Source organism: Pseudomonas sp. W5-01 (assembly GCF_046540435.1).
GTDB classification, from domain to species: Bacteria; Pseudomonadota; Gammaproteobacteria; order Pseudomonadales; family Pseudomonadaceae; genus Aquipseudomonas; species Aquipseudomonas graminis_B.
In genome coordinates, this window is record NZ_JAXCIP010000012.1 from 48,663 (window position 1) to 75,153 (window position 26,491).

Below are 26,491 nucleotides of genomic sequence, written 5' to 3' on the forward strand. Positions count from 1 at the left end.
TTCCTCATCTGATCTGTCGCCACATGATGCGTCGGTTTGACACCCCGCCCAAATCAGTGATGGTTTGAGGGGTACCTAAACCGCCCAAAGGAATTGCTTGATTGCCGTTCTCTTTATCAAGCGTAACGGCTGCGTTAGGCACGCCACCGCTTATCAGGATACCGCTTGAATTAGCGTCAGCGCTGTTGACCTGCCCATCACCGTTTGTATCCAGAACCGGATAGCTAAGCATCCGCCCGCTTAATGCATCAAGTTCAACGTATCTACCCGATCCAGAGCTTGAACATGGATCACCTGTGTCGACGATAGCCGTGGTAAATCGAACCCGGCCGAACGCGAGTGTCGCCGGATAGATGACACGCTCCCCCGTCGCGACGGTGTTATAGATCAACGGAAGGTAGAAGCCTTTCTTGGCTGCATAATTCACATCATTTTGGGTAGTGGTAAAAAACTGCCCAGAAGCTCCGCTTGAGACCCCATTTATAGCCTGCGCTACAAGGTCGCTTTCGCGATAGTTGGCACTCGTCCCGTCATTGTCCCAGACCGCATAAAACGCTTGAGTCGCGGTTGTGGTCTTGTCCGCGGTTTCGAGCAATTTGCCCGTGCCAAAATAAACCATCTTGCCGCCGTTCGGATTATTTCCCACGACCGGCTGAGCAGTGATCGGCTGATTCGCCCCTCCTGAGGCAGTGAACAGTGGACTTCCACCCAGCCCTACTTTCCAGGTGGATGCGGTTTGCCCCGTGAAGTCAAACTTCCACATCTGACCCTTCAAATCACCGCCATAAGCGTACTGAACAACACTCTGTGCATTGACGCGTAGCTTGACTGAAGACAATCCATTGTTGCCCGAGGTATCGACGGCGATCTCTCTTATCAGAGCCCCATTGCTGACATCAACGACAAAGAGTGACGCCACGCCATTGGTGCTGCCATAGCCATTAGAGATGAATGCTGCCCATCGGCCGTCTGGCAGTTGAGCCACCTCCGGTTTGGCATACGCGTAACCCATGTTGGCAAAACCTGTGCTAACGCTGCTGATGTCCCAAAGCGCTTTAACCGTATTAGAAGCACCGGCATTAAACAGCTGCAGCGCATAAAATCCCTTGCCACCGGAGCCCGTCCCCCCGATGGCTAGAGTTTTCCAGGACGAAGCAAACTGGACATCTACGATGGAAATTTGCCCATCCACCAAAAATTTGTGAGATACGCCGTTGATGTAGTTAGGGTCAGCGACGTAATGCAGGTTCGCGAGAACGGTGGATGGCATGTACCCATAAAGCCTGTTACCGGTCGACGGGTCGATCACGTTGACTAACCCATCATTGGCGTTGACCACGAGGGAGGGATTCATTGAGTTTGATTTGATATCCAAATACGTGGAATAGCTATTATCAGAGGCAGGGTCCGACGCTGGGTTGTCCGTAGGTGAGGCGTACGTCAAGGGCGAGTTGATCACATCACCGAGCAACACCGTACGCGTTTTCAATCCTGTTTTGTTCGTCCCTTTACTCCATTGCACTAAATCCAGCCCAGAAATCCCAAGCGGCAGATTGGCGTTGAGCACGGTCTGTTGGGGCAATGAAAAGCTTGGAAAGGACAACGGAATAACGGCATTGGTCAGGGAGTTCCAGGACTCGTAAGTAGCAGTAATGCCCGGAACGATTTGTTTGTCGGTGGACCAGATAGGCGATGCGGTGTTTACGGTTCCATCAGCCAAAATTGCCGAAGCCTTAATTGTGCCCCGCCAGTCAGTCGGATCGTATTGCGTCTGGAAATAAACCGATGAGCTGGACAGTGTGGATGAATTCGACGCTACACCTCCCCCGGTTCCTGCGCGGGAGGTGATGTCGTTCAGAGCCGCGGATAACGCAGCATTGAGACCCGCGCTGTCCGTCGCCTGGTAATAAGTACCCTTACCATAAGTGGCCGCGTCCGAGAGCATTGCATTGGCTGCTGTAAATCCTACTGTGTAGGTGAACATGTTCTGTTTGGTGAAATCTGCAGCGTCCCAGCTCTTGCCGGCGGCATCGGTTCCGCTCGCTCGCATATCGATGTCGTAGGCGAATTTCGCGATATCGTCCAGATAAAGGGTGTCACCCTCCCCATCGCCATTGAGGTTATCACCGTCGTTGTTCTTGCCGTCCCAGTTGGGCAAGCTTGCGCCGCCCAGCGGATCATTCGTGGGGAAGGTTCGATCGTAGGTCGGCAGACCGTCGGTAATCACGACTCCATAGTTTCGCTGACAACGGTACTGAATCGGGCTGGTGTAGGTCGAAGGCGTCGTATTGTAATAGGGCGTCATTCCGCGAAAGTAGCGGGTCACCTCGTAATAGGTTTCAGCCAATGGCGTGTTGGCGATTGCCGCAAGGCCGTTGATGGACGAGATCAGCGAGTTGTAGTTGGCATTGGCTTGCGCGGTAGTTGTAGCGGTCGTCTGGGACAGATCGCTGATCGCCCTTGCGATGTTGCCGCCAGGCCCAGCGTTTCCGCTCGTAGGGGGATTGAAGGTGGCCAGGCCAATTCGCAGATTTCGATTGCTGGCCACCAGCGCGGCAGACACCGTGCGCGCGACACTGATTCTGTAATCGTCGGGAATCGAATCATCCGTGTAGTCTTTTTTGGACAACGACGTGGCGTAAAGCAAGTAGCTGATGTAAGCAGTGGTGTACCGGGTATTCCCGTTGCCCACCGGGTCGGGGAGTTTGAGACAGACGCGCGTGCGTGTGGTGAACTTGTAGAAACCGTCATACCCATTATCGCAGCCGCCGGCACGCAGGTTTCCCACAAAAAAGTTGGTGTCCGTCATATCCATTGCAGTGACATTACTGCAGTTGAAATCCGAATTGCAGCTGTAAACTTGAACCGGATCCGCGTTGGGATCAAACCCCGAGGCCCAGATGATACTGTTCATACTCCCGGAGTCATCCACCAGCAGCATGACGTTCGGCGTCACCGACCCCACGGTTAACAAGGGAGAATCAGACGGCACAAATGCGGCGAAAGCGGTGGCCGAGCCATAAAGGCCAAGCAGTGCGCCCATCATCAGCTTGCACAGATAAAGCCTTGCCCTGCGGCACCACTCAACGTTTGGCATAAATACTTTCCACTACAGTTCGTGAGTTACCAGAGATGCCAACGCCTGTGATGCGATAAAGCGTCCACGACTTACTTTCATCCCACCCCACAGAATTGATGTTAACCGGGTCCTTGGTTGTGGCGATTTTCTGGACAGCCCACAAACCTCCCGTCATGCCTGTCGTCGCGAACCAGGTCACTCCCGAGGTACTGTTGGCACCCGGTCCCGTTACGCTTGTAGCTTCCGGAGGTGGAGCACATTTTATGCATGTCGCCAGCTTGTAATTACTGGCCTGAACTGCAGACTCCCCCATACGCGCAGCCGCCTCCGCAATCTGAAAGGACTCGTTGCGGAACTTGACGCTGCCGGACATCTTTTCCTGAAGCGTAGCGTTCTGCATTGATGAAATCCCGATCAACGTCAGCAGCAACAGAAACACCAGACTGACGATCAGCGCCATTCCGCGCTCGCGGGCCCGGGTACGTTGTACACCTCTGTGTCTGGTTACATTCAAGATGGCAACACCTAGTAGAGACGGTTGCGTAAAGCGGTCATAACGCTGAACTTCTGGTTTTTAACTCGACCTGTTGCGTCCTGCAGTTCTAGGGTCAGCCTGACGCTGCGCACCGTAGCCATGCTGGCGGGCGTCGCGGTGTACGCTGTAACCGTTGTGTCCGACGCCGTATTGGCAGTACCAAACATCACCGAGAAGTCATTCACGTTATTTACGATGACAGCCCCCCCAAGAAGTAACTGCTTATTCGCAAACTGGTAGACGAGTTGGCGTATTGGAAATGCTAATTCGGTGGCGGCAGGGATGGCCGTTCCGGTCCGAGCGGTCGCTCCTGACTTGCAATCGGAGACAACGGTCCAGGTAGGAACACCACCATTATTTCCCACGTCGGCTGTTACCAGCGTCAATTTCGACGTTGCGTTATCCCACCGGACCGGCGTCATTTGCGCAGCGGCGAAGTCACTGTTGGCGCTTGAGTCTTTGACCGTCGCCAGACAGCCAAACATTCCGACCATGCGTATTTCCTGAGCCATCTTGGTGAGGATGAAACGTGCATCCTCTTGCATGACCGCCGAGGCGTTCTGTGACAGATAGGTGTTCTTGGCTGAAATGAAAATCTGAATAACACCCGCCACTATAAGCAAACCCAATAGCAGCGAGATCATGATCTCGATCAGGCCGAAGCCCCTGGCGCGGTGCTTCATTGCGTCACCTTCGCGTCTATCGCCACACGACTTGTAACTTTGAAGGTCTGCAAGGCAGTTGCCGTGTTGGTGGCCCGGGCATCACTCCAGATCACAGTAATGGTGACCAACCGCTTATTTGCCGAATCCACCGCAATCGTCCCATCCCCCGTGACAGGGTCGAGAGTTCGGATATTAGTCTTGAAGTCGTAGAGGTCCTGCGTCCGCGGAACAGTCAGATTGGGACCAGAAGTCACCGCCGCCAGGGAAGTCAAACTATAGTCAGCATCAGGATTGGCACGTATGCGATCCATCATGTCGTACGCAATAAAGCTGGCCTGGCTGCTGAGCCTTGAACTGTCGGTGTATTTCAGCGCATTCAACTGGAGCGCTGCCGCACCCAACAGCCCAATGGCTAGAACAAGCAGGGCAACCAGCACCTCAATCAGCGTCGTGCCCTGTTGCCTGGAATCAATTCTGGCCTTCATCAGCAACCGCCCAACACGATACGGCCGCTCAGGCATATGTTGATCACGCGGGTGATGGTGCCGCGTGTGTAGGTGATGCTTACGGCAGCAGCCGCCGTCGGCACCGGTGCGGCCAACCCCCCCAGGTTGTTGAAGTCGATCGCAGTAGGATTTCCGCTCACTGCAAGCACTGATGCAGAGTCCATCGCTGGCAAAACTCGCAGAATGGGAATCGGCGCCGTTGCCGCAGGATCAATGGCACTCAGCTGAGTATTCCAGGCAGCACCCGCCACCGATGGCGTTACACGGATGACAGTGCCGCTGTTTATAGCCTGTTGGCGGGCGTAGTTAAGGAAACGCTGAAAGTCGCTTACTTCCGTGTCGGCCTTGGTGTTCTGAATAGCAGAGGTGAAACTTGGAATGGCGATCGCGGCGAGGATGCCGACCAACGTGATGGTCACCAGCAACTCGACCAGCGTAAAACCCCGACACCGTTTGGGCATTTAATCTCTCCTTGATGGAGAAACTATATAGCAACCGGTTGTTTCAATATTTGCCGGGGGGATGTGTGGCTGTTTTCGGCGGACGAACGCCCTGACGCGCGGCGCCGTAGCCGATCCAGGTCATTTCAGCGCCCCCAACACCCCGCCACACTGGCAGCCCCCGACATCCCGAGATTGTCGCGCTTGCCAGTGTTTTCCAGCACAAAATTCCCACACGCATCGCCCGCCATCATTCCTCCGCCAACCGGCGAAGCGGTCAGCGTGAACGTCCGCTCCTTGCGCTCAGCCCCTATCCGATAAAACGCATTCCCCATCGACACCTCATGACTAAACGCCGGAGGCCCGCTGACGTCCGAGTATTGCCCTGCCCGTGAATGAAACCGCTCAAGCTTCTGCGCCTCTTCAACCAGCACCCCGGCGATCTCCGAGCGGCGGGTTTTCCGGGTGTATTCGCTGTATTGCGGATACGCGACGGCGGCGAGAATCGCGACGATGGCGATGGCAATCAGCAGCTCGATCAGGGTGAAACCCGCGGATGGTCTGTTCATTGCCGCTGCCGCCACATCACGCGACGCTCCTCGGTGTGAATGCTTTCGATCACGGTGCGTGAGTCGCCCTCAATGCCGATGGCCGTCACGCGGTACAGGATCCGAAACTGACCGTCTCCGCCACCGGGCGGCTGATCGGTTTGGCCGACATGCTGAATGCCGTAAAAACCACCGCGCGTCGCGACCCAATCCACACCCGACGCCCCGCCCGTTCCGCTTTTGGAAAGTGTCAGCGCTTCAGGCGGAGGCAAACATCTCGCTGGCGACGAACAGGCCAGCAGTGAAAACCCGGATGACAGGATGTTTGATTCAGCAATGCGCAGCGCTGTCTCGGCGGACTGAAACGACGCATCACGCCGCTTGAGCGTGCCCGCCACTTTTTCCTGGAGGGTGGCGTTCTGCATCGACGATGTCGCCAAGAGGGTCAGCAACAGCAGGAACACCAGGCTGACGATCAACACCGCGCCACGTTGTGGATTCATATTCATGTGATCACCCCAGCCGATTACGGAGGGCGGCAACGACGTCGATGGTCTGTTCCTGCCCCCGATCTGCGGGGTCGAACAGTGTCAGGGTCAGCCGTACGCTGCGGATCAACGAGGGTTCGGCGGTGGCCGCGTACCGCGCAACGGAGCGGTCATTGATCGAACCGGCAACGCCGAACAGCACGCTGAACGCGCGCACATTGCTGACCAGGGGCTGGCCATTCAGCGACAGCTCATTGCGGGCCTTGTTGAAGCGATACACCTGCTTGTGAATGGGCATCGCGGTCTCATGTCCGGCGAGCCGGGGCGCCCGGCCGTTGGAGTACGCGGTGGCGGATGACACGCAGTCGGTGTGTATGACCCAGGTCGACCAGCCTCCGCCCTCCCCGGTTCCGGCGGTGGCGAGGCTCAGTGTCTGCGAGCTCGCGTCCCAGTGGATCGGCGCTTCAAACGCCTTGGAGAAGCCATTGCCGACGCTGGCGTCGTCGACTTTTCCCAAACAGCCGAACATGCCGACCAGCCGCACTTCCTGGACCATTTTGCTGAGCACGAATCGCGCGTCTTCCTGCAGGCTGGCGGACGATGTCTGACTGGCATAGCTGCTCTTTGAGCTGATGAATATCTGCGCCAAGGCCAGCGACATCACCAATCCCAACACCAGCGCCAGCATAACTTCGACGAGGCCAAAGCCTTTCTCCAAAGGCCTCATGGTCGTGCGCCCCGCTCGGCAGATACATCTGCGGTCAACGTCAGCGTCTGCTTCTGTGCGGCCTCCTGGCTGGCGCGGGAATCGTCCCACTTCAATGTAACGGTCACGCTCGATCCCGACACCGCAATGGATGCCTCGGCATCGTCACCGACCGCGCGTCTCAACTGCGTCGCGAAGTCGTACAGGTCTTGCTGGCGTGGGACGGCGAGACTGCCGGACGATGGCGCCTGACTCAGCGAAGCCAGCGCATAACTGGTGCCCGGATTGGCGCGGATTCGCTCGAGAAGATCATGGACGATGAAACTGACGTGCATGCTGCGCATCGAGCTGTCGGTGTACTTCAGCGCGTTGAGCTGCAGCATCGCCACACCCAATATGCCAACGCTGAAGATCAGCAGCGCAACCAGCACTTCGATCAATGTCATCCCTGATTGCATCGCCCTTCCTGCCATCGCCCACCTCTGCCGTCCGCTGTGCAGGCACCAGTGAAGTCGATGCGCAGCGGTTTGCCCGAAGGATGTGTAACGGCGGCTTGCAGACATACCGGCTGACAATCGAACCGGTTGTCAGCGCAACGGAGCAGGTGTTTGCTTGAGCGCCGAACTCAACGGAAGACGCTCGTGAAACAGCAAGGATTGACGCTGATTGAACTGCTGGCAGGGTTGGTGATTGTGGGTATCGTCGCGACGCTCGCGATCCCCGCCTTCGGGCAGTTGATCGACTCACAACGACGTCAGGACACGGCTCAGCAACTGGCCAGCGGGCTGCGAATGGCTCGCACAGAGGCGATTCTGCGCAGTCAGCCAGTGGTGATACAGGCGCTTGAAAAGGACTGGAGCCGAGGCTGGAACGTGTTCGTCGACAGCAACCGCAACCAGCTCAGAGACGAGGGTGAGCTGTCGCTGGCCGAGTTCGCCAGCCACCGTAACGTCAGGGTGGTGGGCAACAGCAAGGTCGCCGTGCGCATTGGTTTCGATAACACGGGGCGGCTGCTGAACAACGCCAACGGGACACTGGCGGTGTGCCTCAGAGACACACCTGCCAGTCGCTACCAGTTGGTGATTGCGGTGACCGGCAGGGTCACGCTGCGATCCGAGGGATTCAGCAGCGAGCCCTGCGCATGATGCGGTTACGGAGTGACCGGATTACAGCAGCGACTTGACGCGTAATTCCTTGGGCATCGAGAAGGTGATGTTTTCTTCGCGCCCGGCCAGCTCGTCTTCGCCGGTCGCACCCCAGGCGTGCAGCTGCTGGATCACGCCACGCACCAGCACCTCGGGCGCCGAAGCACCGGCGGTAATGCCGATGCGGCCCACGCCGTCGAACCAGCTGCGCTGCATGTCTTCGGCACCATCGATCAGATAGGCAGGGGTCGACATGCGTTCAGCCAGTTCACGCAGGCGATTGGAGTTGGAGCTGTTCGGGCTGCCGACCACCAGCACCACGTCGCACTCATCGGCCAGGACCTTGACCGCATCCTGACGGTTTTGCGTGGCGTAACAGATGTCGTCCTTGCGCGGGCCACCAATGGCCGGGAATCGTGTGCGCAGGGCGTCGATGACCCGGCTGGTGTCGTCCATCGACAGCGTCGTCTGGGTCACGAAGGCAAGGTTCTCAGGATTGCTCACCTGGAGGTTGGCGACGTCTGCTTCGTCTTCGACCAGATAAATCGCGCCGCCATTGCTGGCGTCGTACTGCCCCATCGTCCCCTCGACCTCAGGGTGGCCGGCGTGACCGATGAGGATGCACTCGCGGCCGTCGCGGCTGTAGCGCGCGACCTCGATATGCACTTTGGTCACCAGCGGACAGGTGGCGTCGAACACCTTAAGGCCGCGCCCTGCCGCCTCGGTGCGCACCGCCTGCGACACGCCGTGGGCGCTGAAGATCACGATGACGTCATCCGGCACCTGCTCGAGCTCTTCGACGAAGATCGCGCCACGGCTGCGCAGGTCTTCGACGACGAATTTGTTATGAACCACTTCATGGCGCACGTAGATCGGCGGGCCAAACACTTCCAGCGCGCGATTGACGATTTCGATCGCACGGTCCACCCCGGCGCAGAAGCCACGTGGGTTGGCGAGTTTGATTTGCATGATGTGCCTCGTGTCTACGCGCAATGAAACATATAACGAAAAGGCCCCGACCAGTGCCGGGGCCAGGCGCTCTGGCGATGCTCAGAGTGCCTTCACCTCGAAAATTTCCACTTCGAAGGTCAACGTCTTGCCCGCCAGCGGATGGTTGAAATCGACGGTGACATGATCATCATCCATCGATTTCACCACGCCCGGCAGCTCGGTGTTCGCCGCATCGTTGAAGATCACCAGCAGCCCTTCCGACAGCTCCATATTCTGGAACTGCGAACGGGGCATGACCTGCAGATTTTGCGGGTTAGGCTGACCGAAAGCGTTTTCCGGCGGCACTTGAAGCGTGCGTTTATCACCGGCTTTGAAGCCAAAGATCAGCGCCTCAAAGCCCGGAAGCAGGCTGCCATCGCCGACCTTGAAGGTCGCCGGCGTCTTGTCGAACGTGCTGTCGACGGTGTCGCCGTTTTCCAGGTGCAGCGCGAAATGCAGGGTGACTTCCGTGTTCTGACCGATGCGTGTTTCCTGAGTAGCCTGTTCGGTCATCAACTGATCAGTCATTGACGGTCTCTCCGGTTTTCTTGCTCTTGAACATGTCCAGAGCCAGCATGATCGCGCCAACGGTAATGGCGCTGTCCGCAACATTGAAGGCCGGGAAGCCGTGTTCTTTCCAATGCACGAATATGAAGTCTATGACATGGCCGATGAAGATTCGGTCATACAGATTGCCGAGCGCCCCGCCCAATATCAGGGCAAGGGCAATCGCCAGCCAGGTTTCGTCGCGCCCGAGCCGCTTGAGCCAGACCACCAGCACCCCACTCACCACTACCGCGATCAGCGCAAACAACCAGCGCTGCCAGCCGGAACTGTCGGCCAGGAAGCTGAAAGCAGCCCCGGTGTTGTAGGCCAGCATCCAGCTGAAGTAGTCAGGAAGGATGACGATCTGCTCATACAACTCCAGGCGGTTTTCGAAGTAGAACTTGCTGGCCTGGTCAATGACCACCACCAGCACGCTCAACCACAACCAACCCAGTCGGCCCATACGGCCAGCCGATGCATTAGGCATAGTGACGAACCTCGCCTGCGCCGCTGATGTTGTCGACGCAACGACCGCAGATTTCCGGATGCTCCGGATTGACCCCGACATCCTCGCGGTGATGCCAGCAGCGCGCGCACTTGGCGTCGCCGGATTTGACGACCTTGAGTTTCAAACCAGCCACTTCGGTGACCACCGCATCGGCAGGCGCGCTGACAAAAGGCGCGACGCTGGCCGTTGAGGTGATCAGCACGAAGCGCAACTCATTGCTCAGCTTGGACAGATCCGCCACCAGCGCGTCTTCGGCGTACAGCGTGACTTCGGCTTGCAAGTTGCCGCCAATGGCCTTGGCCGCGCGCAGGTTTTCCATTTCCTTGTTGACCGCCACCTTCACCGCCATGATCCGCTCCCAGTAGGCGCGATCAAGCTCGAAGCCTTCCGGCAGTTCGCTCAGCTCGGTATACCAGGTGTTGAGCATGACCGAATCGTTACGCTCGCCCGGCAAGTACTGCCACAGCTCATCGGCGGTAAACGCCAGGATCGGTGCGATCCAGCGAACCAGCGCTTCAGAGATGTGGAACAGCGCAGTCTGGCAAGAGCGGCGCGCCGTGCTGTTGGCACCGGTGGTGTACTGGCGGTCCTTGATGATGTCCAGATAGAAGCCACCCAATTCCTGAACGCAGAAGTTGTGCACCTTCGAGTAGACGTTCCAGAACCGATATTCGCCGTAGTGCTCTTCCAGTTCACGCTGCAACAGCAGGGCGCGATCCACCGCCCAGCGGTCCAGCGCCAGCATCTCTTCGGCTGGCAGCAAGTCGGTGGCCGGGTTGAAGCCGGTCAGGTTCGAGAGCAGGAAGCGCGCGGTGTTGCGGATGCGTCGATACGCATCTGCGCTGCGCTGCAGAATGGTGTTGGAAACGGCCATTTCGCCGGAGTAATCGGTCGCCGAAACCCACAGGCGCATGATGTCCGCGCCCAGTGTGTCGTTGACGGTCTGCGGCGCGATGACGTTGCCCAGCGACTTGGACATCTTGCGGCCGTTCTCGTCCACGGTGAAACCATGGGTGAGCAATTCACGGTACGGCGCGTGATTGTCGATGGCGCAACCGGTCAGCAGCGACGAGTGGAACCAGCCGCGATGCTGGTCCGAGCCTTCGAGGTAAAGGTCGGCGCGTGGACCGCTTTCGTGGCCCATCGGGTGCGAGCCGCGAAGGACGTGCCAGTGCGTGGTGCCGGAATCGAACCAGACGTCCAGAGTGTCGGAGATCTTGTCGTAGTGCGGCGCTTCGTCACCCAGCAGCTCGGCAGCGTCCATCTTGAACCAGGCTTCGATGCCTTCCTGCTCGACGCGCTGAGCGACTTCTTCCATCAGCTCAACGGTGCGCGGGTGCAGCTCGCCGCTTTCCTTGTTCAGGAAAAACGGGATCGGCACGCCCCAGTTGCGCTGACGGGAGATGCACCAGTCAGGACGGTTGGCGATCATCGAGTGCAGGCGCGCCTGCCCCCATGCCGGGACGAATTTGGTTTCTTCGATGGCCTTCACGGCGCGGTTGCGCAGGGTGTCACCCGACGTCGGCTGCTTGTCCATGCCGACGAACCACTGCGCGGTGGCGCGGTAGATCAGCGGCGTCTTGTGGCGCCAGCAGTGCATGTAGCTGTGGGTGATGGTTTCGGTGTGCAGCAACGCGCCGACTTCGGTCAGCTTGTCGATGATTGGCTGGTTGGCCTTGAAGATGAACTGGCCACCGAAGAACTCCAGCGACGGGCTGTACACGCCGTTGCTCTGCACCGGACTGATGATGTCGTCGTTGGTCAGGCCGTAGCTTTTGCAGATCACGAAGTCGTCGACGCCATAGGCCGGCGAGCAGTGAACGACACCGGTGCCCGCGCCCAGCTCGACATAGTCAGCCAGATAGATGGGCGAAAGACGATCGTAGAACGGATGACGGAAATTGATCAGCTCGAGCGCCGAACCTTCGGCCGTCGCCAGCACCGAACCTTCAAGGTTCCATCGCTTCAGGCAGGACTCAACCAGCTCTTCAGCCAGCACCAGCAGGCGCTCGCCGGTATCGACCAGTGCGTAGGTGAATTCCGGGTGAACGTTGAGCGCCTGGTTTGCCGGGATGGTCCACGGGGTGGTGGTCCAGATCACGATGGCAGCAGGTTTGCCCAGACTTGGCAGACCGAAGGCGGCAGCCAGCTTGTCGGCATCGGCCACCGGGAAGGCGACGTCGATGGTGGACGATTTCTTGTCCTGATATTCAACTTCCGCTTCAGCCAATGCAGAGCCGCAATCGAAACACCAGTTGACCGGCTTCAGGCCCTTGAAGACGAAGCCGTTCTTGACCATCTCAGCCAACGCGCGGATTTCACCGGCTTCGTTGGCGAAGTCCATGGTGCGGTACGGGTTGTCCCAGTCGCCCAGCACACCCAGGCGGATGAACTCGGCTTTCTGCCCTTCGATCTGCTCGGCCGCGTAGGCACGGCACAGTTCCCGGGTCTTGTCCGCAGGCAGATTCTTGCCGTGGGTGACTTCGACCTTGTGCTCGATCGGCAGACCGTGGCAATCCCAGCCCGGGACATAAGGCGCGTCGAAGCCGGAAAGGGTCTTCGAGCGAACGATCATGTCCTTGAGAATCTTGTTGACCGCATGACCGATGTGGATATTGCCGTTGGCGTACGGAGGCCCGTCGTGCAGCACGAACTTGGGCCGATCCTTGCCAATTTCGCGCAGCTTCTGGTACAGGCCAATGCTGTCCCAGCGCTGCAGAGTTTGCGGCTCGCGCTGGGGCAGGCCGGCCTTCATCGGGAAGGCGGTGTCCGGAAGATTAAGCGTGGCTTTGTAGTCGGTCATTTCAGGCTCTAAAGTTTAGCGGTTGGTCGTGCCAGTGGGCACGAGCGGCAGCGACATCCGCATCGATCGCCGTCTTGAGCGCCTCAAGGGAGGCAAAGCGCTGCTCATCACGCAGCTTGTGGTGGAATACCACCGTCAAACGCCGGCCATAGATATCGCCGGTAAAATCCAGAAGGTGAATCTCCAGATGGGGACGTCCATCGCCCGCCACGCTGGGACGCACGCCGATGTTGGCGACGCCTGGCCATACCTTGCCGTCAATCTGCGCGCTGACCAGGTAGACACCGGTCAATGGCACGCGACGACGTTTGAGTTGCACGTTGGCCGTGGGCGTACCCAACTGACGCGCCAGTTTCTGGCCATGCAGTACGCGGCCAGAGATTTCGAACGGGCGGCCCAGTAAATGCTCGGCCAGGGTGAAGTCTGCGGCAGCAAGCGCCGTGCGCACCTTGGTGCTGCTCACACGGACGCCATCGATTTCGACGGTCTGCGCCGCTTCGACGGTGAAGCCCTTTTCGGCGCCGACTTTTTGCAGGAAATCGAAATCGCCCACGCGGTCACAGCCAAAACGGAAGTCGTCACCCACCTCCAGGTGTTTCACACCCAGGCCATCGATGAGCACGGTGTCGACAAACTCGGATGCACTGAGCTTGCTGAAGCGCTGATTGAAGGCCAGGCACAACACCAGATCAACGCCCTCGCCAGCCAGCAGATCGAGCTTGTCGCGCAGTCGGGCCAAACGGGCCGGGGCCGTCTCGGGAGCGAAGAACTCGCGCGGTTGCGGTTCGAAGATCACCACACAACTGGGCAAGCCCAGCTCGACGGCGCGTTCACGCAGTCTCGCCAGGATAGCCTGATGACCCCGGTGTACACCGTCGAAATTGCCAATGGTGGCGACGCAGCCCCGGTGCTGCGGGCGCAGATTGTGAAGGCCTCGAACCAGCTGCATAACGCGCTTCTTGCTCATAAAGTGGCCGATTATAACCACACACCGCCGTCAACGACAGGCGACACATCCGGGCAAACCACAACAATCGACGTTAACCGGCAGAAAACGACGACTGATCCTACAGGATCGCCTTGCGAGCGAAATGCCTGACGCGGAAACCCAGCAACAGCAAAGTGCCGAAATACGTCACGACACCTGCCAGTACCAGCCCGCCGAGGCGCAGGAATCGCTGCAGCATCTCGCCGTCTGACCAAGCGGGCATCACATGCATCAGGCCCAGCAGCACGGCGGACATCGCCACCACCGCGATAATCAGCTTGCCCAGGAACATCGGCCAACCCGGCTGCGGCTGAAACAGGTCCTGCTTGCGCAACTGCCAGAACAGCAGCAACGCATTGAGGCAAGCCCCGACACTGATCGCGAGCGCTAAACCGGCGTGTGCCAGATGGATGACATAGACGAAAAGCACATTGAACAGCTGAGTCACCATGAGGGTGAAGATCGCGATTTTCACCGGCGTGCGGATATTTTGTTGAGCATAAAAGCCCGGCGCGAGCACCTTGATCACGATGATGCCCAGCAGCCCCACCGAGTACGCGACCAGCGCACGCTGGGTCATCGCAGCATCCACGGCGTCGAACTTGCCGTACTGGAACAGCGAAACTGTTAGCGGCTCGGCAAGCAGCCCGAGCGCCAGGGTGCACGGCAGCACCAACAGGAAACACAAGCGCAGGCCCCAGTCGAGAATCCGCGAATATTCATGGCGATCCCGGCTGGCGTAGGTTTTCGAGAGAATCGGCAGCAGAATCGTCCCCAACGCCACGCCGAGCACCCCGGAAGGCAGTTCCATCAGGCGGTCGGCGTAATACATCCAAGACACGGAACCTGCGACAAGAAACGAGGCGAATATGGTGTTGATGATCAGCGAAATCTGACTGACGGACACCCCGAGCATGGCCGGCAGCATCTGCTTCATCACCCGCCAGACACCGGTGTCGCGCAGGTTGAGTCGCGGCAGCACCAGCATGCCGATCTTTTTCAGGTGCGGCAGCTGATAAAGAAGCTGCAGCAAACCGCCCGCCAGCACAGCCCAGCCCAGCGCCATCACGGGCGGGTGGAAATAGGGCGTAAGGAACAGGGCGAAGAAGATCATCGCCAGATTGAGCAGCGTCGGCACGAACGCCGGTACGGAGAAGCGATTCCACGTGTTGAGGATCGCACCGGCCAGTGATGACAGAGAAATGAGCAATATATAAGGAAAGGTCACCCGCAGCAGGTCCGAGGTCAGCTGGAACTTCTCCGGCGTATCGGCAAAACCCGGCGCGGTGGCCCAGATGATCCATGGGGCAAATACGACGCCCAGCACCGTGACGATTGCCAGGGCCAAGGTCAGCAGGCCGGTGACATACGCGACAAATGTGCGGGTTGCCTCTTCGCCCTGCTGGCTCTTGTATTCCGCCAGGATGGGAACGAAGGCCTGGGAAAAAGCGCCCTCGGCAAAGATCCGGCGCAGCAGATTGGGCAGCTTGAAGGCGATAAAGAAGGCGTCAGTGGCCATGCCGGCACCGAAAGCGCGCGCGATGATGGTGTCGCGGACGAAGCCCAGCACCCGCGAAAGCATCGTAATAGAGCTCACGGCGGCAAGCGATTTGAGTAGATTCATCGAAATGTTATACGCCTGACCAAAGGAAGCGCCAAAGCGCGTTCCATATATGCGATACTCCGCGCCGCAAAACAGCTCAGAGCCAAAGCCCGCGAGTTTACAGGTCGCACGCCGGAAAGAAATCACCTCGGCACCACACTGCGACCACTCAGCGGAACGCATCAACTGCCCTTGACAAGTGTCAAACTCATCGGCATGATTCGCGGCCTATTTTGTTAGCTATTTCCCAAGTCTTTCGAGGAGCTCGACGGTGGCCAACACACCTTCCGCCAAAAAACGTGCAAAACAGGCTGAGAAGCGTCGCAGCCACAACGCCAGCATGCGTTCCATGGTTCGTACCTACATCAAGAATGTAGTTAAAGCCATCGACGCTAAAGACGCTGAAAAAGCGCAAGCTGCTTATGTTCTGGCTGTGCCAGTTATCGACCGTATGGCCGATAAAGGCATCATCCACAAGAACAAAGCTGCTCGCCATAAAGGTCGCCTGAATGGCCACATCAAGGCTCTGAACCTTGCTGCTGCAGCCTAAGCGATTCGCTTGTTAAAAAACCGACCCCAGGGTCGGTTTTTTATTGCCTTCGATTTGCCTCTGCAGCTTCAAGGTGCCGGCGCAGGTGTCCATGGCAGGATCGGGATCGCGGTCACGGCATTCTGCGGACTGCCCTCGATGACCTTATCGCTGTAAACGAGGTAGACCAGCGTATTGCGTTTCTTGTCGAGGAATCGCACAACCTGCATCGTCTTGAACACCAGCGAAGTCCGCTCCTTGAACACTTCGTCGCCATCCTTCAATTGCTCCTTGAAGTGAATGGGACCGACCTGCCGGCACGCGATGGACGCTTCGGCACGATCTTCAGCCAGGCCCAGACCACCCTTCACCCCACCGGTTTTCGCGCGAGACAGATAGCACGTCACACCGTCGACCTTGGGGTCGTCGAATGCTTCGACCACAATTCGATCGTTAGGACCGACCATCTTGAACACAGTTGATACCTGGCCGATCTCTTCAGCCGATGCCAGCAACGGCAACATCAGCAACGCGCCTACCAGCCCTTTCATGACTCGCATGTATGCTTCCTTCTTTTGATGATGCACTTCAGACCAGAATCAGGTTGTCACGGTGCACGAGTTCAGGCTCGGCCATGTAACCCAGCTCCTTGACGATGGCGTCAGAGGGCAGACCGATGATCTTCTGCGCTTCGAGCGCGCTGTAATTGGTCAGCCCGCGGGCGATCTCACGACCGTCAGCCGCCACGCAGACCACCATTTCGCCGCGACGAAAGCTGCCCTGCACCAGCTTGACGCCGACCGGCAGCAAACTCTTATGGCTTTGGGTCAGTGCTTTTACCGCACCCTCGTCCAGCACCAGCGTGCCACGGGTTTGCAGATGCCCGGCCAGCCATTGCTTGCGAGCCGCGAGCATTTCGCGCTCCGGGGACAGCAACGTGCCCAATCGCTCGCCCGCCTTCAGACGCGCCAGGACGCGCTCTATGCGGCCACCCACGATCACGGTGTGCGCACCGGAACGGGCGGCGAGTCGCGCCGCACGCAACTTGGTCTGCATGCCGCCACGACCCAGCGCACCGCCGGTGCCGCCAGCCACCGCATCAAGGGCGGGATCATCGGCGCGCGCTTCATAAATGAGCTGCGCCTCGGGATTATTGCGAGGATCGGCGTCGAACATGCCGTCACGGTCGGTCAGGATGACCAACAGATCAGCTTCAACCAGGTTGGCCACCAGAGCCGCCAAGGTGTCGTTGTCGCCGAAACGGATCTCGTCGGTGACGACGGTGTCGTTTTCGTTGATGACAGGGATGACTCCCAGCTCAACCAAAGTCCGCAACGTGCTTCGGGCGTTCAGGTAGCGCTTGCGATCGGACAGATCGTCGTGAGTGAGCAGAATCTGCGCAGTATGCCGTTGATGCTCGGCGAAGCTGGATTCCCACGCCTGCACAAGACCCATCTGACCGATTGCTGCAGCGGCCTGAAGCTCATGCATGGCGCTCGGTCGCGCAGTCCAGCCCAGACGACTCATCCCGGCCGCTACTGCGCCGGATGAAACAAGGACCAGTTCGACACCCGCCTCATGCAGGGCCACCATCTGCTCGACCCAAACACCCATCGCGTTGCGATCCAGACCCTTGCCGTCCGCCGTCAGCAGCGCACTTCCGATCTTCACCACCCAACGCTGGGCACCTGTCACCTTGCTCCGCATGATCTTTCAACCTTAAGCCAGAGAGTCCGAATTCTAGATACTAAAACGCCGCTTCAAGAGCGGCGTCGTAGTTTACTTCAGTCGATCAGTCGCGGACGTAAATGATTTCCGGACCATCTTCGTCTTCCACGTCTTCCTCATCCCAATCGTCATCGCCGATGTCATGTACGCTCTTCACGCCGCTACGGCGCAAGGCACGCTGATCATCCAGCGCCTGCAACTGGGCGCGAGCTTCGTCTTCGATGCGTTGATCCAGCTCAGCCAGCTCGGCAGCGTAGGCCGGGTCATTGGCCAGACGATCAGAACGATCTTCGAGATAGCGCATGATGTCGTGGGTCAGGCGATCGGTGCCTTCTTTGGCGATGGCCGAGATCACGTAGACAGGGCCGGTCCACTCCAGACGATCAATGATCTCCTGCTTGCGGGCCTCATGCTCTTCTTCGAGGATCTGGTCGCACTTGTTCAGGACCAGCCAGCGATCGCGGTCGGCCAGCGCAGGGCTGAACTTGACCAGCTCGTTGACGATGACTTCAGCGGCATCCGGCGCACTGCTTTCATCCAGCGGTGCCATGTCGACGAGGTGCAGAAGCAAACGTGTCCGGGCCAGGTGTTTGAGGAAGCGAATCCCCAAGCCTGCACCATGGGAAGCACCTTCGATCAGGCCGGGAATATCGGCGACGACAAAGCTCTTCCAGCGATCGACGCTGACGACACCCAGGTTCGGGACGAGCGTGGTGAACGGGTAATCAGCGACCTTTGGCTTGGCAGCCGATACCGAGCGAATGAACGTGCTCTTGCCGGCATTCGGCAAACCGAGCAGACCGACGTCAGCCAGCACTTTCAGCTCAAGCTTGAGGTCACGCTGCTCACCCGGCTTGCCGGGGGTGGTCTGACGCGGCGCGCGGTTGGTACTGGATTTGAAACGCGTGTTGCCCAGACCGTGCCAGCCGCCATGGGCCACCAGCAGACGCTGGCCGGCCTTGGTCAGGTCGCCGATGACTTCCTGGGTGCCAGCGTCGATCACAGTCGTGCCGACCGGCACACGCAACACCAGCTCTTCACCCTTGCGACCGGTGCAGTCGGTGCTGCCGCCGTTCGAGCCGCGCTCGGCGTCGAAGTGACGGGTGTAGCGGTAGTCGACCAAGGTGTTGAGGTTTTCGTCGGCAATCATGTAGATCGAGCCGCCGTCACCGCCATCACCACCGTTAGGACCACCGTTCTCGATGAATTTCTCGCGACGGAAGCTCATGCAACCGTTACCGCCATCACCGGCCTTTACTCGAATGGATACTTCATCAACAAATTTCATAGCGCACGCCTCCCGTCACAAAGACGAGCAAACAACATAAATTCATAAGGCTCTTGCAAAGATGAGCGTTGCGATACCGATCAAAAACCAGCGACTTCACACCACAACGGCCCACACAAACAGCTTTGCAAGAGACTCACCAGAAACAGACCCTTCTACAAACGAAAAAGCCCTGTCATCGACAGGGCTTTTCAGCTCAGGAGGTATGAAGGTCAGGCCCTCACACCCCCTGAACGCAAGATTATGCCGCGACTTCAGTCTTTGGCACGATGCTTACATAGCGACGACCGAAGGCGCCTTTAACCTGGAACTTGATCACGCCTTCGACTTTAGCGAACAGGGTGTGATCTTTGCCCATACCAACGCCGTAGCCAGCGTGGAATTGGGTGCCGCGCTGACGCACGATGATGTTGCCCGGAACGATAACCTGGCCGCCATACATCTTCACGCCAAGGCGTTTGGCTTCTGAGTCGCGACCGTTACGGGTACTACCACCAGCTTTTTTGTGTGCCATGAGTCAATTCTCCTAGTGAGGATTAGGCTGAAATTAAGCCTGAATACCGGTGATTTTGATCTCGGTGTACCACTGGCGGTGGCCCATACGCTTCATGTGGTGCTTACGACGACGGAACTTGATGATGCGGACTTTATCGTGACGACCTTGGGAGATCACTTCAGCCACAACGGTAGCGCCTGCAACAACTGGAGCGCCGATGTTCACGTCGTCGCCATTGGCAACCAACAGAACGCGATCAAAAGTAACGGATTCGCCGGTAGCGATTTCCAGTTTTTCAATCTTCAGGTATTCACCTGGGGCGACCTTGTATTGCTTGCCGCCAGTAACGATTACTGCATAAGACATGGTGTATCTCCGATAATCCTGCTCACCCAGCTCTTTATAGGAAGAGGTATTGGCTGGCATGGCTGCACAAGGCTGGAAGGCCGACATGCAATTGCGTAAGGCAGGTGCTGCCCAGGAAGTTAGGGTGCGCGATTGTACGCAAGCGATCAACGCCTTGCAAGCTGCGTTATGTCACGCCTTGACAGGGTGGGGCCTGCAACCTAGCATGCCGCGCAACCCTTCTGGAGCACGTCTCGCTGATGCAACCCCAAGCCTTCTACACCGCTGTGGCGGACGACTTTACAGCCGTCGACCACATTATCAAGAAGCAGCTGACATCGCGCGTGCCGCTGGTCTCCAAAATCGGCGACTACATCACTTCCGCTGGCGGTAAACGCCTGCGTCCGTTGCTCGTTCTGTTGTGCGGCAAAGCGCTGGGCTCTGGCGGTGATGACCTGCGCCTTTTGGCGGCGACCATCGAATTCCTGCACACCGCCACCCTGCTCCACGACGACGTGGTAGACATGTCCGGCATGCGTCGCGGCCGCTCGACAGCCAACGCCATGTGGGGGAACGCACCCAGCGTGCTGGTGGGGGATTTCCTGTATTCGCGCTCGTTCGAGATGATGGTTGAACTGGGCTCGATGCAGGTGATGCAGATCCTCTCGAAGGCCACACGGGTCATCGCGGAAGGCGAAGTGCTGCAGCTGTCCAAAGTACGCGACGCCAGCACCACCGAAGAAACCTACATGGAAGTCATCCGCGGCAAAACCGCAATGCTCTTCGAAGCGTCGACCCACAGCGCCGCAGCCCTGGCCAACGCCGGCCCGGAGCAAAGCGAAGCGCTGCGTACCTTCGGCGATCATCTGGGTGTCGCTTTCCAACTCGTCGACGACCTGCTGGACTATCGCGGCGATGCGGAAACCCTCGGCAAGAACGTCGGTGATGACCTCGCCGAAGGCAAGCCCACCCTGCCGCTGATCTACACCATGCGCGAAGGCACCGCTGAACAGGCTGCGCTGGTTCGTCAGGCCATTCAGAAGGGCGGCCTGGAAGATCTCGAAAGCATCCGCGACGCCGTGGAAACTTCAGGCGCCCTCGAGTACACCGCCCAGCTGGCACGCGACTACATCGCTCGCGCCATTGCCTGTCTGGATGTGCTGCCGCCGAGCGTCTATCGCGACGCACTCGTCGAGCTGAGTGAATTTGCGGTCGCTCGCACACACTGACCGCTGCCCCGCTCCACTCCGCCGAAAGCCCGTCCATGTGACGGGCTTTTTGTTGTGCGGGATTCAGGCCCGCCCTCAAGGCCTGCCCCGTCAGCAATGCGAATTAATCTCAAATAGATCCTTGCTATTCCTCGGATAAGAATTATTCTCATTGAAACACTCAAGGAGAATCACATGACGTATCTGATTGATGCCTGGCTTGACCGGCCACAACCCTACCTGCGCATCCTCGATCGCGAGACGGGTCAAGTGTGTGCGGTGCTGGAAGAAGAGGCGCTGGACGAATTGCGCGATCAGGGGGATCTGGATGTCAGCAGCCTGAGTTCAAGCGAACCCGGCGTTCAGAAGGAGATGGTGCGGAGCCTGTTTCTGTTCTGCTATGCGCGGGCATTGCGTCCGACCAGTGAACTGCATTGATGACGACACCTAAAATGACAATGCCGAGCCAGCGCGGGGCTGACTCGGCATCTGTCGAGCGTGAAGCGGTCGCTACAGAGGCTTACAGAACGTCGAGCAGTTCAACGTCGAAGACCAGAACGCTGTGCGGCGGAATGCTGCCAACGCCTTGAGCGCCGTAGGCCAGTTCGCTAGGAACATACAGACGCCATTTGCTGCCGGCCTTCATCAGTTGCAGGGCTTCGGTCCAGCCTGGGATCACGCCGCCAACCGGGAATTCAGCCGGCTCGCCACGATCGTAGGAGCTGTCAAACACAGTGCCGTCGATCAGCATCCCGTGGTAGTGAGTGCGCACGTTGCTTTCGCGGGTCGGCTGAGCGCCTTCGCCCGCAGTGATCACTTCATATTGCAGACCGGAGGCCAGAGTGGTAACGCCATCACGCTTGGCGTTCTCGGTCAGGTATTCCTTGCCGGCGCCAGCTGCTGCTTCAGCTTTGGCCGCTGCTTCGGCTTGCATGACTTCGCGGATGACTTTGAAGCTCGCACCCATTTCTTCCTGGCCAACGCGGCTCGGTTTGCCGGCAAAGGCGTCGGTCAGACCGGCCAGAATGGCGTCGAGGTCGACGCCCGGCGGCGGGTTGTCACGCAGTTGGTCGCCCAGCTGACGACCAATACCGTAGCTGACGCGGGTTTCGTCGGTGGACAGATTGACTTCGGACATGACACTGCTCCGCTGAAGAGCACCCGTGGGTGCTCACATTTAAAGGCCGGGCAGACTAGCACAAAGGGCAATATCCAGTAAAAATCTACCAGGTCGAGCGGATGGACAGGGGGATCTTGACGTTCTGGTCCAGGGCGTCTTCCACACCGCACATCTCATCATGGACCACGGCGTGGACGAGACTGAACGGGATGGGCGGCACAGATTGCAGGAGTTGCCGTGCGTGCTCGACCGAACGCAGGTGCAACGCTTCGTTCTGTGCGTCGACCAGACGATGTGCGACGCCCTGCATCCGCGCTTCCAGCAGGTAGATGCCGCCTTCGATGGAGATAAGGTTGAGTTCGTCGATGCGGCCGGCGCCGGCGTGTGAGGTGAGTTCCTGCAAGTTCATGGCTAAGCCTCGTGGTGACTGGCTGAATAAGCGAACTCAAGTCTCGCTGAAGCTGGCCTGAGCGCAAGGGACCAGCAGTGCCGCTGGTCATATTGGCTCGTAACGCTTCAATCACCCTACAGCCGGAAGCGCAGGCGATCAGTGCTTGGTCAGCTTGTCCAGATAGCCCATCGCGAAGGCCGAGACCACGAAGGTCATATGGATGATCACGTACCACATGAGGTACTGCGGCTCGATGTTCTTGGCGTCCATGAACACCCGCAACAGGTGAATGGACGAAATCGCGACGATGGACGCGGCGACTTTCATCTTCAGCGACGAAGAATCCATCTTGCCCAGCCAGTTGAGCTTTTCCTTGCCTTCGTCGATATCGAGTTGAGACACGAAGTTTTCGTAGCCGGAGATCATCACCATGACCAGCAGACCACCGACCAGCGCCATGTCGATCAACGACAGCAGCACCAGAATCAGGTCCGATTCGGCCAGCGCGAACACGTTAGGGATGATGTGAAAGATTTCCTGGAAAAACTTCAGCGCCAGCGCCAGAAGCCCCAGAGACAAACCGAAGTAGATCGGCGCCAGCAACCAGCGCGATGCGTACATGGCATTTTCGATAAAACGTTCCATTGAAGCTCACAGATCATTGAAAAGCTCGCGAGTATAGGGCGAAGGCCAATTAGCACAACCCACCGCGAAAAGAGTTGAAACAATAACGCCCGATCGGGCGCCGGAGGAGATCGACGAATCCGCATTTTGGAGACCGAAGAAAGCACATGCGGACGCGTCGAGAGGCTGGGATCAGTTGACCGGAGACGTCCGCTGAGCCTGAGCAGCGTCGCTGTTGATCCTTCGCAGCTCCCCTTGAAGGTGAAGGCCCCAGATCGGGATCTCCTCCGCGGTTTCATAGCCATGCAACACAAGGCTTTCAGCAATGGCATCAAGCACCGATTCGGCAGCAATCGGTCCATGAAAAGGCCCCTGAGCCTTGAGTGCCGATGGCTGTTCGCCAGACATTCCGGCAGCGAACAACAAGGTCCACATTCCTGTATCGCCTGACAACGGGCGAACGACACATTCGATTCGGGTCACCAGACCCAGGCATTGGCGAGTAAGACAGAGGCTGCGCGGCATGGCGAGCTCCTCATTGATTGCAGTATTCATCTCCTTCGCGTAACGAGAGAAATGCGTCAGTCCCTTTGACAACTGCTGCAACCCGACAATATCGAACAAATACCCCGTTGGAAAAGCGCGAAAACGAAAAGGGCGCCGAATGGTCATTTTGCCATCAAGCGCCCCGTTTCATTGACGTCAAAGGCCTAGCTTTTCAGCTCGGGCTGTAATTGTGGCGCCTCCTTTTCGAGCTCTTTGAGGTCGTCGTCGCTGAGCATTTCAGCGATGTCGCGAAGGCGGTCCACTACCCTGCCATTGACCGAATCATCGGGGAACTGACCGTCTTCGTCCGCTTCTCCGACCGGCATGCCCACCAACAGGCTCAGCGCTTCATCCACCTGACGCACGGCGTACACGTGGAACTGGCCGGCGCGAACCGCTTGCAGCACGCGCTCGTCGAGCATCAGCGTGGCAACGTTGGCATGGGGAATGATGGCGCCTTGATCGCCCGTAAGACCTCGGGCTTCGCAGAGTCGGAAGAAGCCCTCGATCTTCTCGTTGACGCCGCCGACCGCCTGGACCTCACCGAACTGGTTGATCGAGCCGGTGATGGCGAAGCACTGCTTGAGCGGGGTTTTCGACAGTGCGGAAATCAGCGTGCAGACCTCGCCGAGGGACGCGCTGTCGCCATCGACGTAGCCGTATGACTGCTCCAGCGCGATGCTCGCGGAAATGGCCAGCGGGAATTCCTGGGCATAACGGCTGCCCAGATAACCGGTCAAGATCATTACGCCCTTGGAGTGAATCGGCTGACCCAAGTTGACCTCACGCTCGATGTCGACGATGCCGCTGCCACCCGGGTAGACCGTCGCTGAAATGCGCGCCGGCACACCGAACGCGGAATCCCCCACCTCCAGCACCGTCAGGCCATTGCATTTGCCGACTGCCGCGCCATGGGTGTCGATCAGGATGATGCCCGCCAGCATGTCGTCGAGAATGCGTGCGGACACACGACCGGTGCGGGTGGCCTTGGCCTTCAACGCCCGCTCGATGTGTCCGGCGTCGGTGCGCTCGTCACCGGCCACGCTGCGGATGAAGTCCGCCTCGCTGACCAGTTGAAACAGATCGCCGATGCGCGCCGACAAGCGCCCCTGATGCTCGGCGAGACGCGCACTGTACGTGGCAAGGCGCGCGACCGCGTCCGCCGTCAGGGGGGCCATGCCCTCCTCCGAGGTCCGGGTTTTGAGCAGCTGGGCGAATTGCTCCAGGCTCTCGTCGACCATCGGGATGTCTTCGTCGAAATCCACCAGCACCCGGAACATCTCCTGGAAGTCCGGATCGAGGTCCTGCAGTGTGTAATAGAGCGATCGTGCGCCAATGATGATGACTTTGACCTGCAGCGGAATGGTCTGCGGGGTCAGGGTCACGGTAGCCAGACGCCCCAGTTCACCCAACGGTGCTTCCATCTTCAGCTTGCGCGATTGCAGGGAGCGCTTGAGGGCGTCCCACACGAATGGCTCGCTGAGCATTTTTTCGGCTTCGAGCACCAGAAAGCCGCCGTTGGCCCGGTGAAACGCTCCAGGCCGTAGCTGACGATAGGTGGTGTAAAGGGCGCCCTGATCGGTGCTGTATTCGATACGGCCGAAGAGGTTGTCGTAAGTCGGGTGTGGTTCGAACACCACCGGCGCACCACCGCTGGCGGCATGGCCGACCATCAGGCTCGGGCAGTATTGCTCTTCGAGCAGCTTGCGTGCCTGGGCATCGGTTTTGCTGTCGTCGACCAGTTGCTCGACCACGGTTTTCAGCAGGTTGACCTGCACCGCCTGGAGGTAGGCGCACACAGCGGCGTTTTCGGCGTACTGCTCGGATAACGGTGCCAGCAGGGGCTGAAGCGCGAGGATGATGGTCTCTTCATTGAGCTCACGCATCTGGTTGTTGGACTCGCGCTTCCACTGCGGCAGGCTGGCGAGCTCTTCATTCAATCGCTCCTCCAGCGCCGAAATATCGGTGTGAAAACGCTCGCGCTCGACTTCCGGCAATTGCGAAAACTCGGCCTCGTCCAGCGCCTTGCCTTCGAGCATCGGGGTGAAGGCGATATTGGTGTTGTCGCGGTACAGCGCGATGTCCTTTTCCAGCGCAAGACGCTCGATGACGTCGAGTGCACGGTCATAGCGCTGGTTGAAGGCGCGGTCGATCGAGCTCTTCTTTTGCTGGTAGGACGGATGCTCGAACACCGCAGGAAACGTCGACAGCAGGTTGTCGATCAGTCCATTGATGTCAGCAATGAACGCACTGGCGCTGCCGGGCGGCAATTCCAATGCGCGCGGCTCGCGGGCGTCGTCAAAATTGTTGACGTACACCCAGTCCGACGGCGTCTGCATGCGCTTGGCTTCGGCCTTGAGGTAGCGTTTGACGAAAGAGAAGCGCCCGGTGCCAGGCTCGCCCATGACGAACACGTTGTAGCCGGGGCGCGGCATGGCGACGCCAAATTGCAGGGCTTCGACCGCTCGTTCCTGGCCGAGCACGCCGCGAAAGGGTTCCAGATCGTTGGTTGTCGTGAAGCTGAACTGTTCAGCGGAAAAGGGACGGGTCAGCGCTTCGGGCGCAAGTCGCAAGCTGGCAGCAACAGAATCGGGCATCGGACATCCTTACATCAGGCGGGGCAGATGGGCGCATTCTGGCGCTCGCCGCACCGCACTGGCAAGGCA

At 58.6% G+C, this 26,491-nt stretch carries 29 protein-coding genes; 4 read left to right on the plus strand and 25 right to left on the minus strand.

From position 1 onward, the window contains the following. Positions 1–4 precede the first annotated feature (4 nt). From SLW75_RS26205 to pilV (SLW75_RS26245), 9 genes are all read right to left on the minus strand, one after another. Positions 5–3,097: a pilus assembly protein gene (locus tag SLW75_RS26205; RefSeq protein WP_410935821.1), complete on the minus strand. Its 3,093-nt coding sequence runs from the start codon at positions 3,095–3,097 to the stop codon at positions 5–7. Beyond that, entirely contained in the window at positions 3,084–3,539 is a 456-nt protein-coding gene (locus tag SLW75_RS26210; RefSeq protein ID WP_192133142.1) for a PilX N-terminal domain-containing pilus assembly protein, read from the minus strand. The genes SLW75_RS26205 and SLW75_RS26210 overlap by 14 nt, the downstream gene beginning before the upstream one ends. A gap of 65 nt (positions 3,540–3,604) precedes the next feature. Next, the gene (locus SLW75_RS26215; protein ID WP_192133144.1) at positions 3,605–4,297 is read right to left on the minus strand and encodes a PilW family protein; all 693 of its coding nucleotides are present in this window, start codon (positions 4,295–4,297) and stop codon (positions 3,605–3,607) included. Next, positions 4,294–4,764, minus strand: coding sequence for a type IV pilus modification protein PilV (pilV, locus tag SLW75_RS26220; protein ID WP_410929578.1), 471 nt, complete (start codon positions 4,762–4,764; stop codon positions 4,294–4,296). Before pilV (SLW75_RS26220) ends, SLW75_RS26215 begins: the two co-directional genes overlap by 4 nt. Then, positions 4,764–5,246 carry a GspH/FimT family pseudopilin gene (locus SLW75_RS26225; RefSeq protein WP_192133149.1) on the minus strand — a complete coding sequence of 161 codons (483 nt, stop codon included), beginning with the start codon at positions 5,244–5,246 and terminating at the stop codon, positions 4,764–4,766. The genes pilV (SLW75_RS26220) and SLW75_RS26225 overlap by 1 nt, the downstream gene beginning before the upstream one ends. A gap of 125 nt (positions 5,247–5,371) precedes the next feature. Next, positions 5,372–5,794, minus strand: a complete 423-nt coding sequence (locus SLW75_RS26230) for a type IV pilin protein (RefSeq protein WP_369318910.1) — start codon at positions 5,792–5,794, stop codon at positions 5,372–5,374. Continuing rightward, positions 5,791–6,255 carry a PilX N-terminal domain-containing pilus assembly protein gene (locus tag SLW75_RS26235; protein WP_342214622.1) on the minus strand — a complete coding sequence of 155 codons (465 nt, stop codon included), beginning with the start codon at positions 6,253–6,255 and terminating at the stop codon, positions 5,791–5,793. Before SLW75_RS26235 ends, SLW75_RS26230 begins: the two co-directional genes overlap by 4 nt. Positions 6,256–6,286: 31 nt before the next feature. Beyond that, a complete protein-coding gene (locus SLW75_RS26240; protein WP_410935822.1) occupies positions 6,287–6,988 on the minus strand; it encodes a PilW family protein in 702 nt (233 codons plus the stop codon). After that, positions 6,985–7,425 (minus strand): type IV pilus modification protein PilV, encoded by a 441-nt coding sequence (pilV, locus tag SLW75_RS26245; protein WP_410935823.1) that lies wholly within the window; start codon positions 7,423–7,425, stop codon positions 6,985–6,987. Before pilV (SLW75_RS26245) ends, SLW75_RS26240 begins: the two co-directional genes overlap by 4 nt. Before the next feature lie 183 nt (positions 7,426–7,608). On the opposite strand from pilV (SLW75_RS26245), the gene SLW75_RS26250 reads away from it, so the two are divergent. After that, a complete protein-coding gene (locus tag SLW75_RS26250; RefSeq protein WP_410935824.1) occupies positions 7,609–8,112 on the plus strand; it encodes a GspH/FimT family pseudopilin in 504 nt (167 codons plus the stop codon). Positions 8,113–8,133: 21 nt separating this feature from the next. On the opposite strand, the gene ispH is transcribed toward SLW75_RS26250, so the two are convergent. From ispH to murJ, 6 genes are all read right to left on the minus strand, one after another. Next, positions 8,134–9,081 carry a 4-hydroxy-3-methylbut-2-enyl diphosphate reductase gene (gene ispH, locus SLW75_RS26255; protein ID WP_122535361.1) on the minus strand — a complete coding sequence of 316 codons (948 nt, stop codon included), beginning with the start codon at positions 9,079–9,081 and terminating at the stop codon, positions 8,134–8,136. Between the two features lie 81 nt (positions 9,082–9,162). Continuing rightward, positions 9,163–9,615, minus strand: coding sequence for an FKBP-type peptidyl-prolyl cis-trans isomerase (gene fkpB, locus SLW75_RS26260; protein WP_410935844.1), 453 nt, complete (start codon positions 9,613–9,615; stop codon positions 9,163–9,165). 7 nt (positions 9,616–9,622) lie between these two features. Next, positions 9,623–10,135 (minus strand): signal peptidase II, encoded by a 513-nt coding sequence (lspA, locus tag SLW75_RS26265; protein ID WP_065987672.1) that lies wholly within the window; start codon positions 10,133–10,135, stop codon positions 9,623–9,625. Beyond that, a complete protein-coding gene (gene ileS, locus SLW75_RS26270; protein ID WP_410935825.1) occupies positions 10,128–12,959 on the minus strand; it encodes an isoleucine--tRNA ligase in 2,832 nt (943 codons plus the stop codon). Before ileS ends, lspA begins: the two co-directional genes overlap by 8 nt. Before the next feature lies 1 nt (position 12,960). Beyond that, entirely contained in the window at positions 12,961–13,908 is a 948-nt protein-coding gene (gene ribF / locus SLW75_RS26275) for a bifunctional riboflavin kinase/FAD synthetase (RefSeq protein ID WP_410935826.1), read from the minus strand. Positions 13,909–14,026: 118 nt separating this feature from the next. Continuing rightward, complete coding sequence (murJ, locus tag SLW75_RS26280; protein WP_410935827.1) at positions 14,027–15,571, minus strand: murein biosynthesis integral membrane protein MurJ; 1,545 nt, start codon at positions 15,569–15,571, stop codon at positions 14,027–14,029. Between the two features lie 250 nt (positions 15,572–15,821). On the opposite strand from murJ, the gene rpsT reads away from it, so the two are divergent. Further along, complete coding sequence (gene rpsT, locus SLW75_RS26285) at positions 15,822–16,100, plus strand: 30S ribosomal protein S20 (protein WP_037015424.1); 279 nt, start codon at positions 15,822–15,824, stop codon at positions 16,098–16,100. Between the two features lie 68 nt (positions 16,101–16,168). Here rpsT and SLW75_RS26290 read toward each other — a convergent pair whose 3' ends face one another. The 5 genes from SLW75_RS26290 to rplU all read right to left on the minus strand — a co-directional run bounded on the left by SLW75_RS26290 (position 16,169) and on the right by rplU (position 19,957). After that, positions 16,169–16,639, minus strand: a complete 471-nt coding sequence (locus SLW75_RS26290) for a CreA family protein (RefSeq protein ID WP_108118986.1) — start codon at positions 16,637–16,639, stop codon at positions 16,169–16,171. Positions 16,640–16,667: 28 nt separating this feature from the next. Beyond that, positions 16,668–17,786: a glutamate 5-kinase gene (gene proB, locus SLW75_RS26295; RefSeq protein ID WP_065987677.1), complete on the minus strand. Its 1,119-nt coding sequence runs from the start codon at positions 17,784–17,786 to the stop codon at positions 16,668–16,670. Positions 17,787–17,871: 85 nt separating this feature from the next. Further along, positions 17,872–19,095 carry an Obg family GTPase CgtA gene (cgtA, locus tag SLW75_RS26300; RefSeq protein WP_410935828.1) on the minus strand — a complete coding sequence of 408 codons (1,224 nt, stop codon included), beginning with the start codon at positions 19,093–19,095 and terminating at the stop codon, positions 17,872–17,874. 241 nt (positions 19,096–19,336) lie between these two features. Continuing rightward, positions 19,337–19,609 (minus strand): 50S ribosomal protein L27, encoded by a 273-nt coding sequence (gene rpmA / locus SLW75_RS26305; protein ID WP_037015434.1) that lies wholly within the window; start codon positions 19,607–19,609, stop codon positions 19,337–19,339. A gap of 33 nt (positions 19,610–19,642) precedes the next feature. Then, positions 19,643–19,957, minus strand: coding sequence for a 50S ribosomal protein L21 (gene rplU, locus SLW75_RS26310; RefSeq protein ID WP_003176051.1), 315 nt, complete (start codon positions 19,955–19,957; stop codon positions 19,643–19,645). 239 nt (positions 19,958–20,196) lie between these two features. On the opposite strand from rplU, the gene SLW75_RS26315 reads away from it, so the two are divergent. Together SLW75_RS26315 and SLW75_RS26320 are read left to right on the plus strand one after the other, a co-directional pair. Continuing rightward, positions 20,197–21,165: a polyprenyl synthetase family protein gene (locus SLW75_RS26315; RefSeq protein WP_065987679.1), complete on the plus strand. Its 969-nt coding sequence runs from the start codon at positions 20,197–20,199 to the stop codon at positions 21,163–21,165. Between the two features lie 174 nt (positions 21,166–21,339). Continuing rightward, complete coding sequence (locus tag SLW75_RS26320; protein WP_065987680.1) at positions 21,340–21,582, plus strand: hypothetical protein; 243 nt, start codon at positions 21,340–21,342, stop codon at positions 21,580–21,582. An 82-nt stretch (positions 21,583–21,664) separates the two neighbouring features. Here SLW75_RS26320 and SLW75_RS26325 read toward each other — a convergent pair whose 3' ends face one another. From SLW75_RS26325 to SLW75_RS26345, 5 genes are all read right to left on the minus strand, one after another. After that, the gene (locus SLW75_RS26325) at positions 21,665–22,282 is read right to left on the minus strand and encodes an FKBP-type peptidyl-prolyl cis-trans isomerase (RefSeq protein ID WP_410935829.1); all 618 of its coding nucleotides are present in this window, start codon (positions 22,280–22,282) and stop codon (positions 21,665–21,667) included. Between the two features lie 85 nt (positions 22,283–22,367). Continuing rightward, entirely contained in the window at positions 22,368–22,673 is a 306-nt protein-coding gene (locus SLW75_RS26330; protein ID WP_410935830.1) for a DUF6482 family protein, read from the minus strand. A gap of 138 nt (positions 22,674–22,811) precedes the next feature. Next, the gene (locus tag SLW75_RS26335; protein ID WP_065987683.1) at positions 22,812–23,300 is read right to left on the minus strand and encodes a TIGR00645 family protein; all 489 of its coding nucleotides are present in this window, start codon (positions 23,298–23,300) and stop codon (positions 22,812–22,814) included. Positions 23,301–23,471: 171 nt separating this feature from the next. Continuing rightward, on the minus strand, positions 23,472–23,804 hold the full coding sequence (locus tag SLW75_RS26340; RefSeq protein ID WP_065987707.1) for a hypothetical protein: 333 nt from the start codon (positions 23,802–23,804) through the stop codon (positions 23,472–23,474). 185 nt (positions 23,805–23,989) lie between these two features. Further along, the gene (locus tag SLW75_RS26345) at positions 23,990–26,422 is read right to left on the minus strand and encodes a Lon protease family protein (RefSeq protein ID WP_192133172.1); all 2,433 of its coding nucleotides are present in this window, start codon (positions 26,420–26,422) and stop codon (positions 23,990–23,992) included. Positions 26,423–26,491 lie beyond the last annotated feature (69 nt).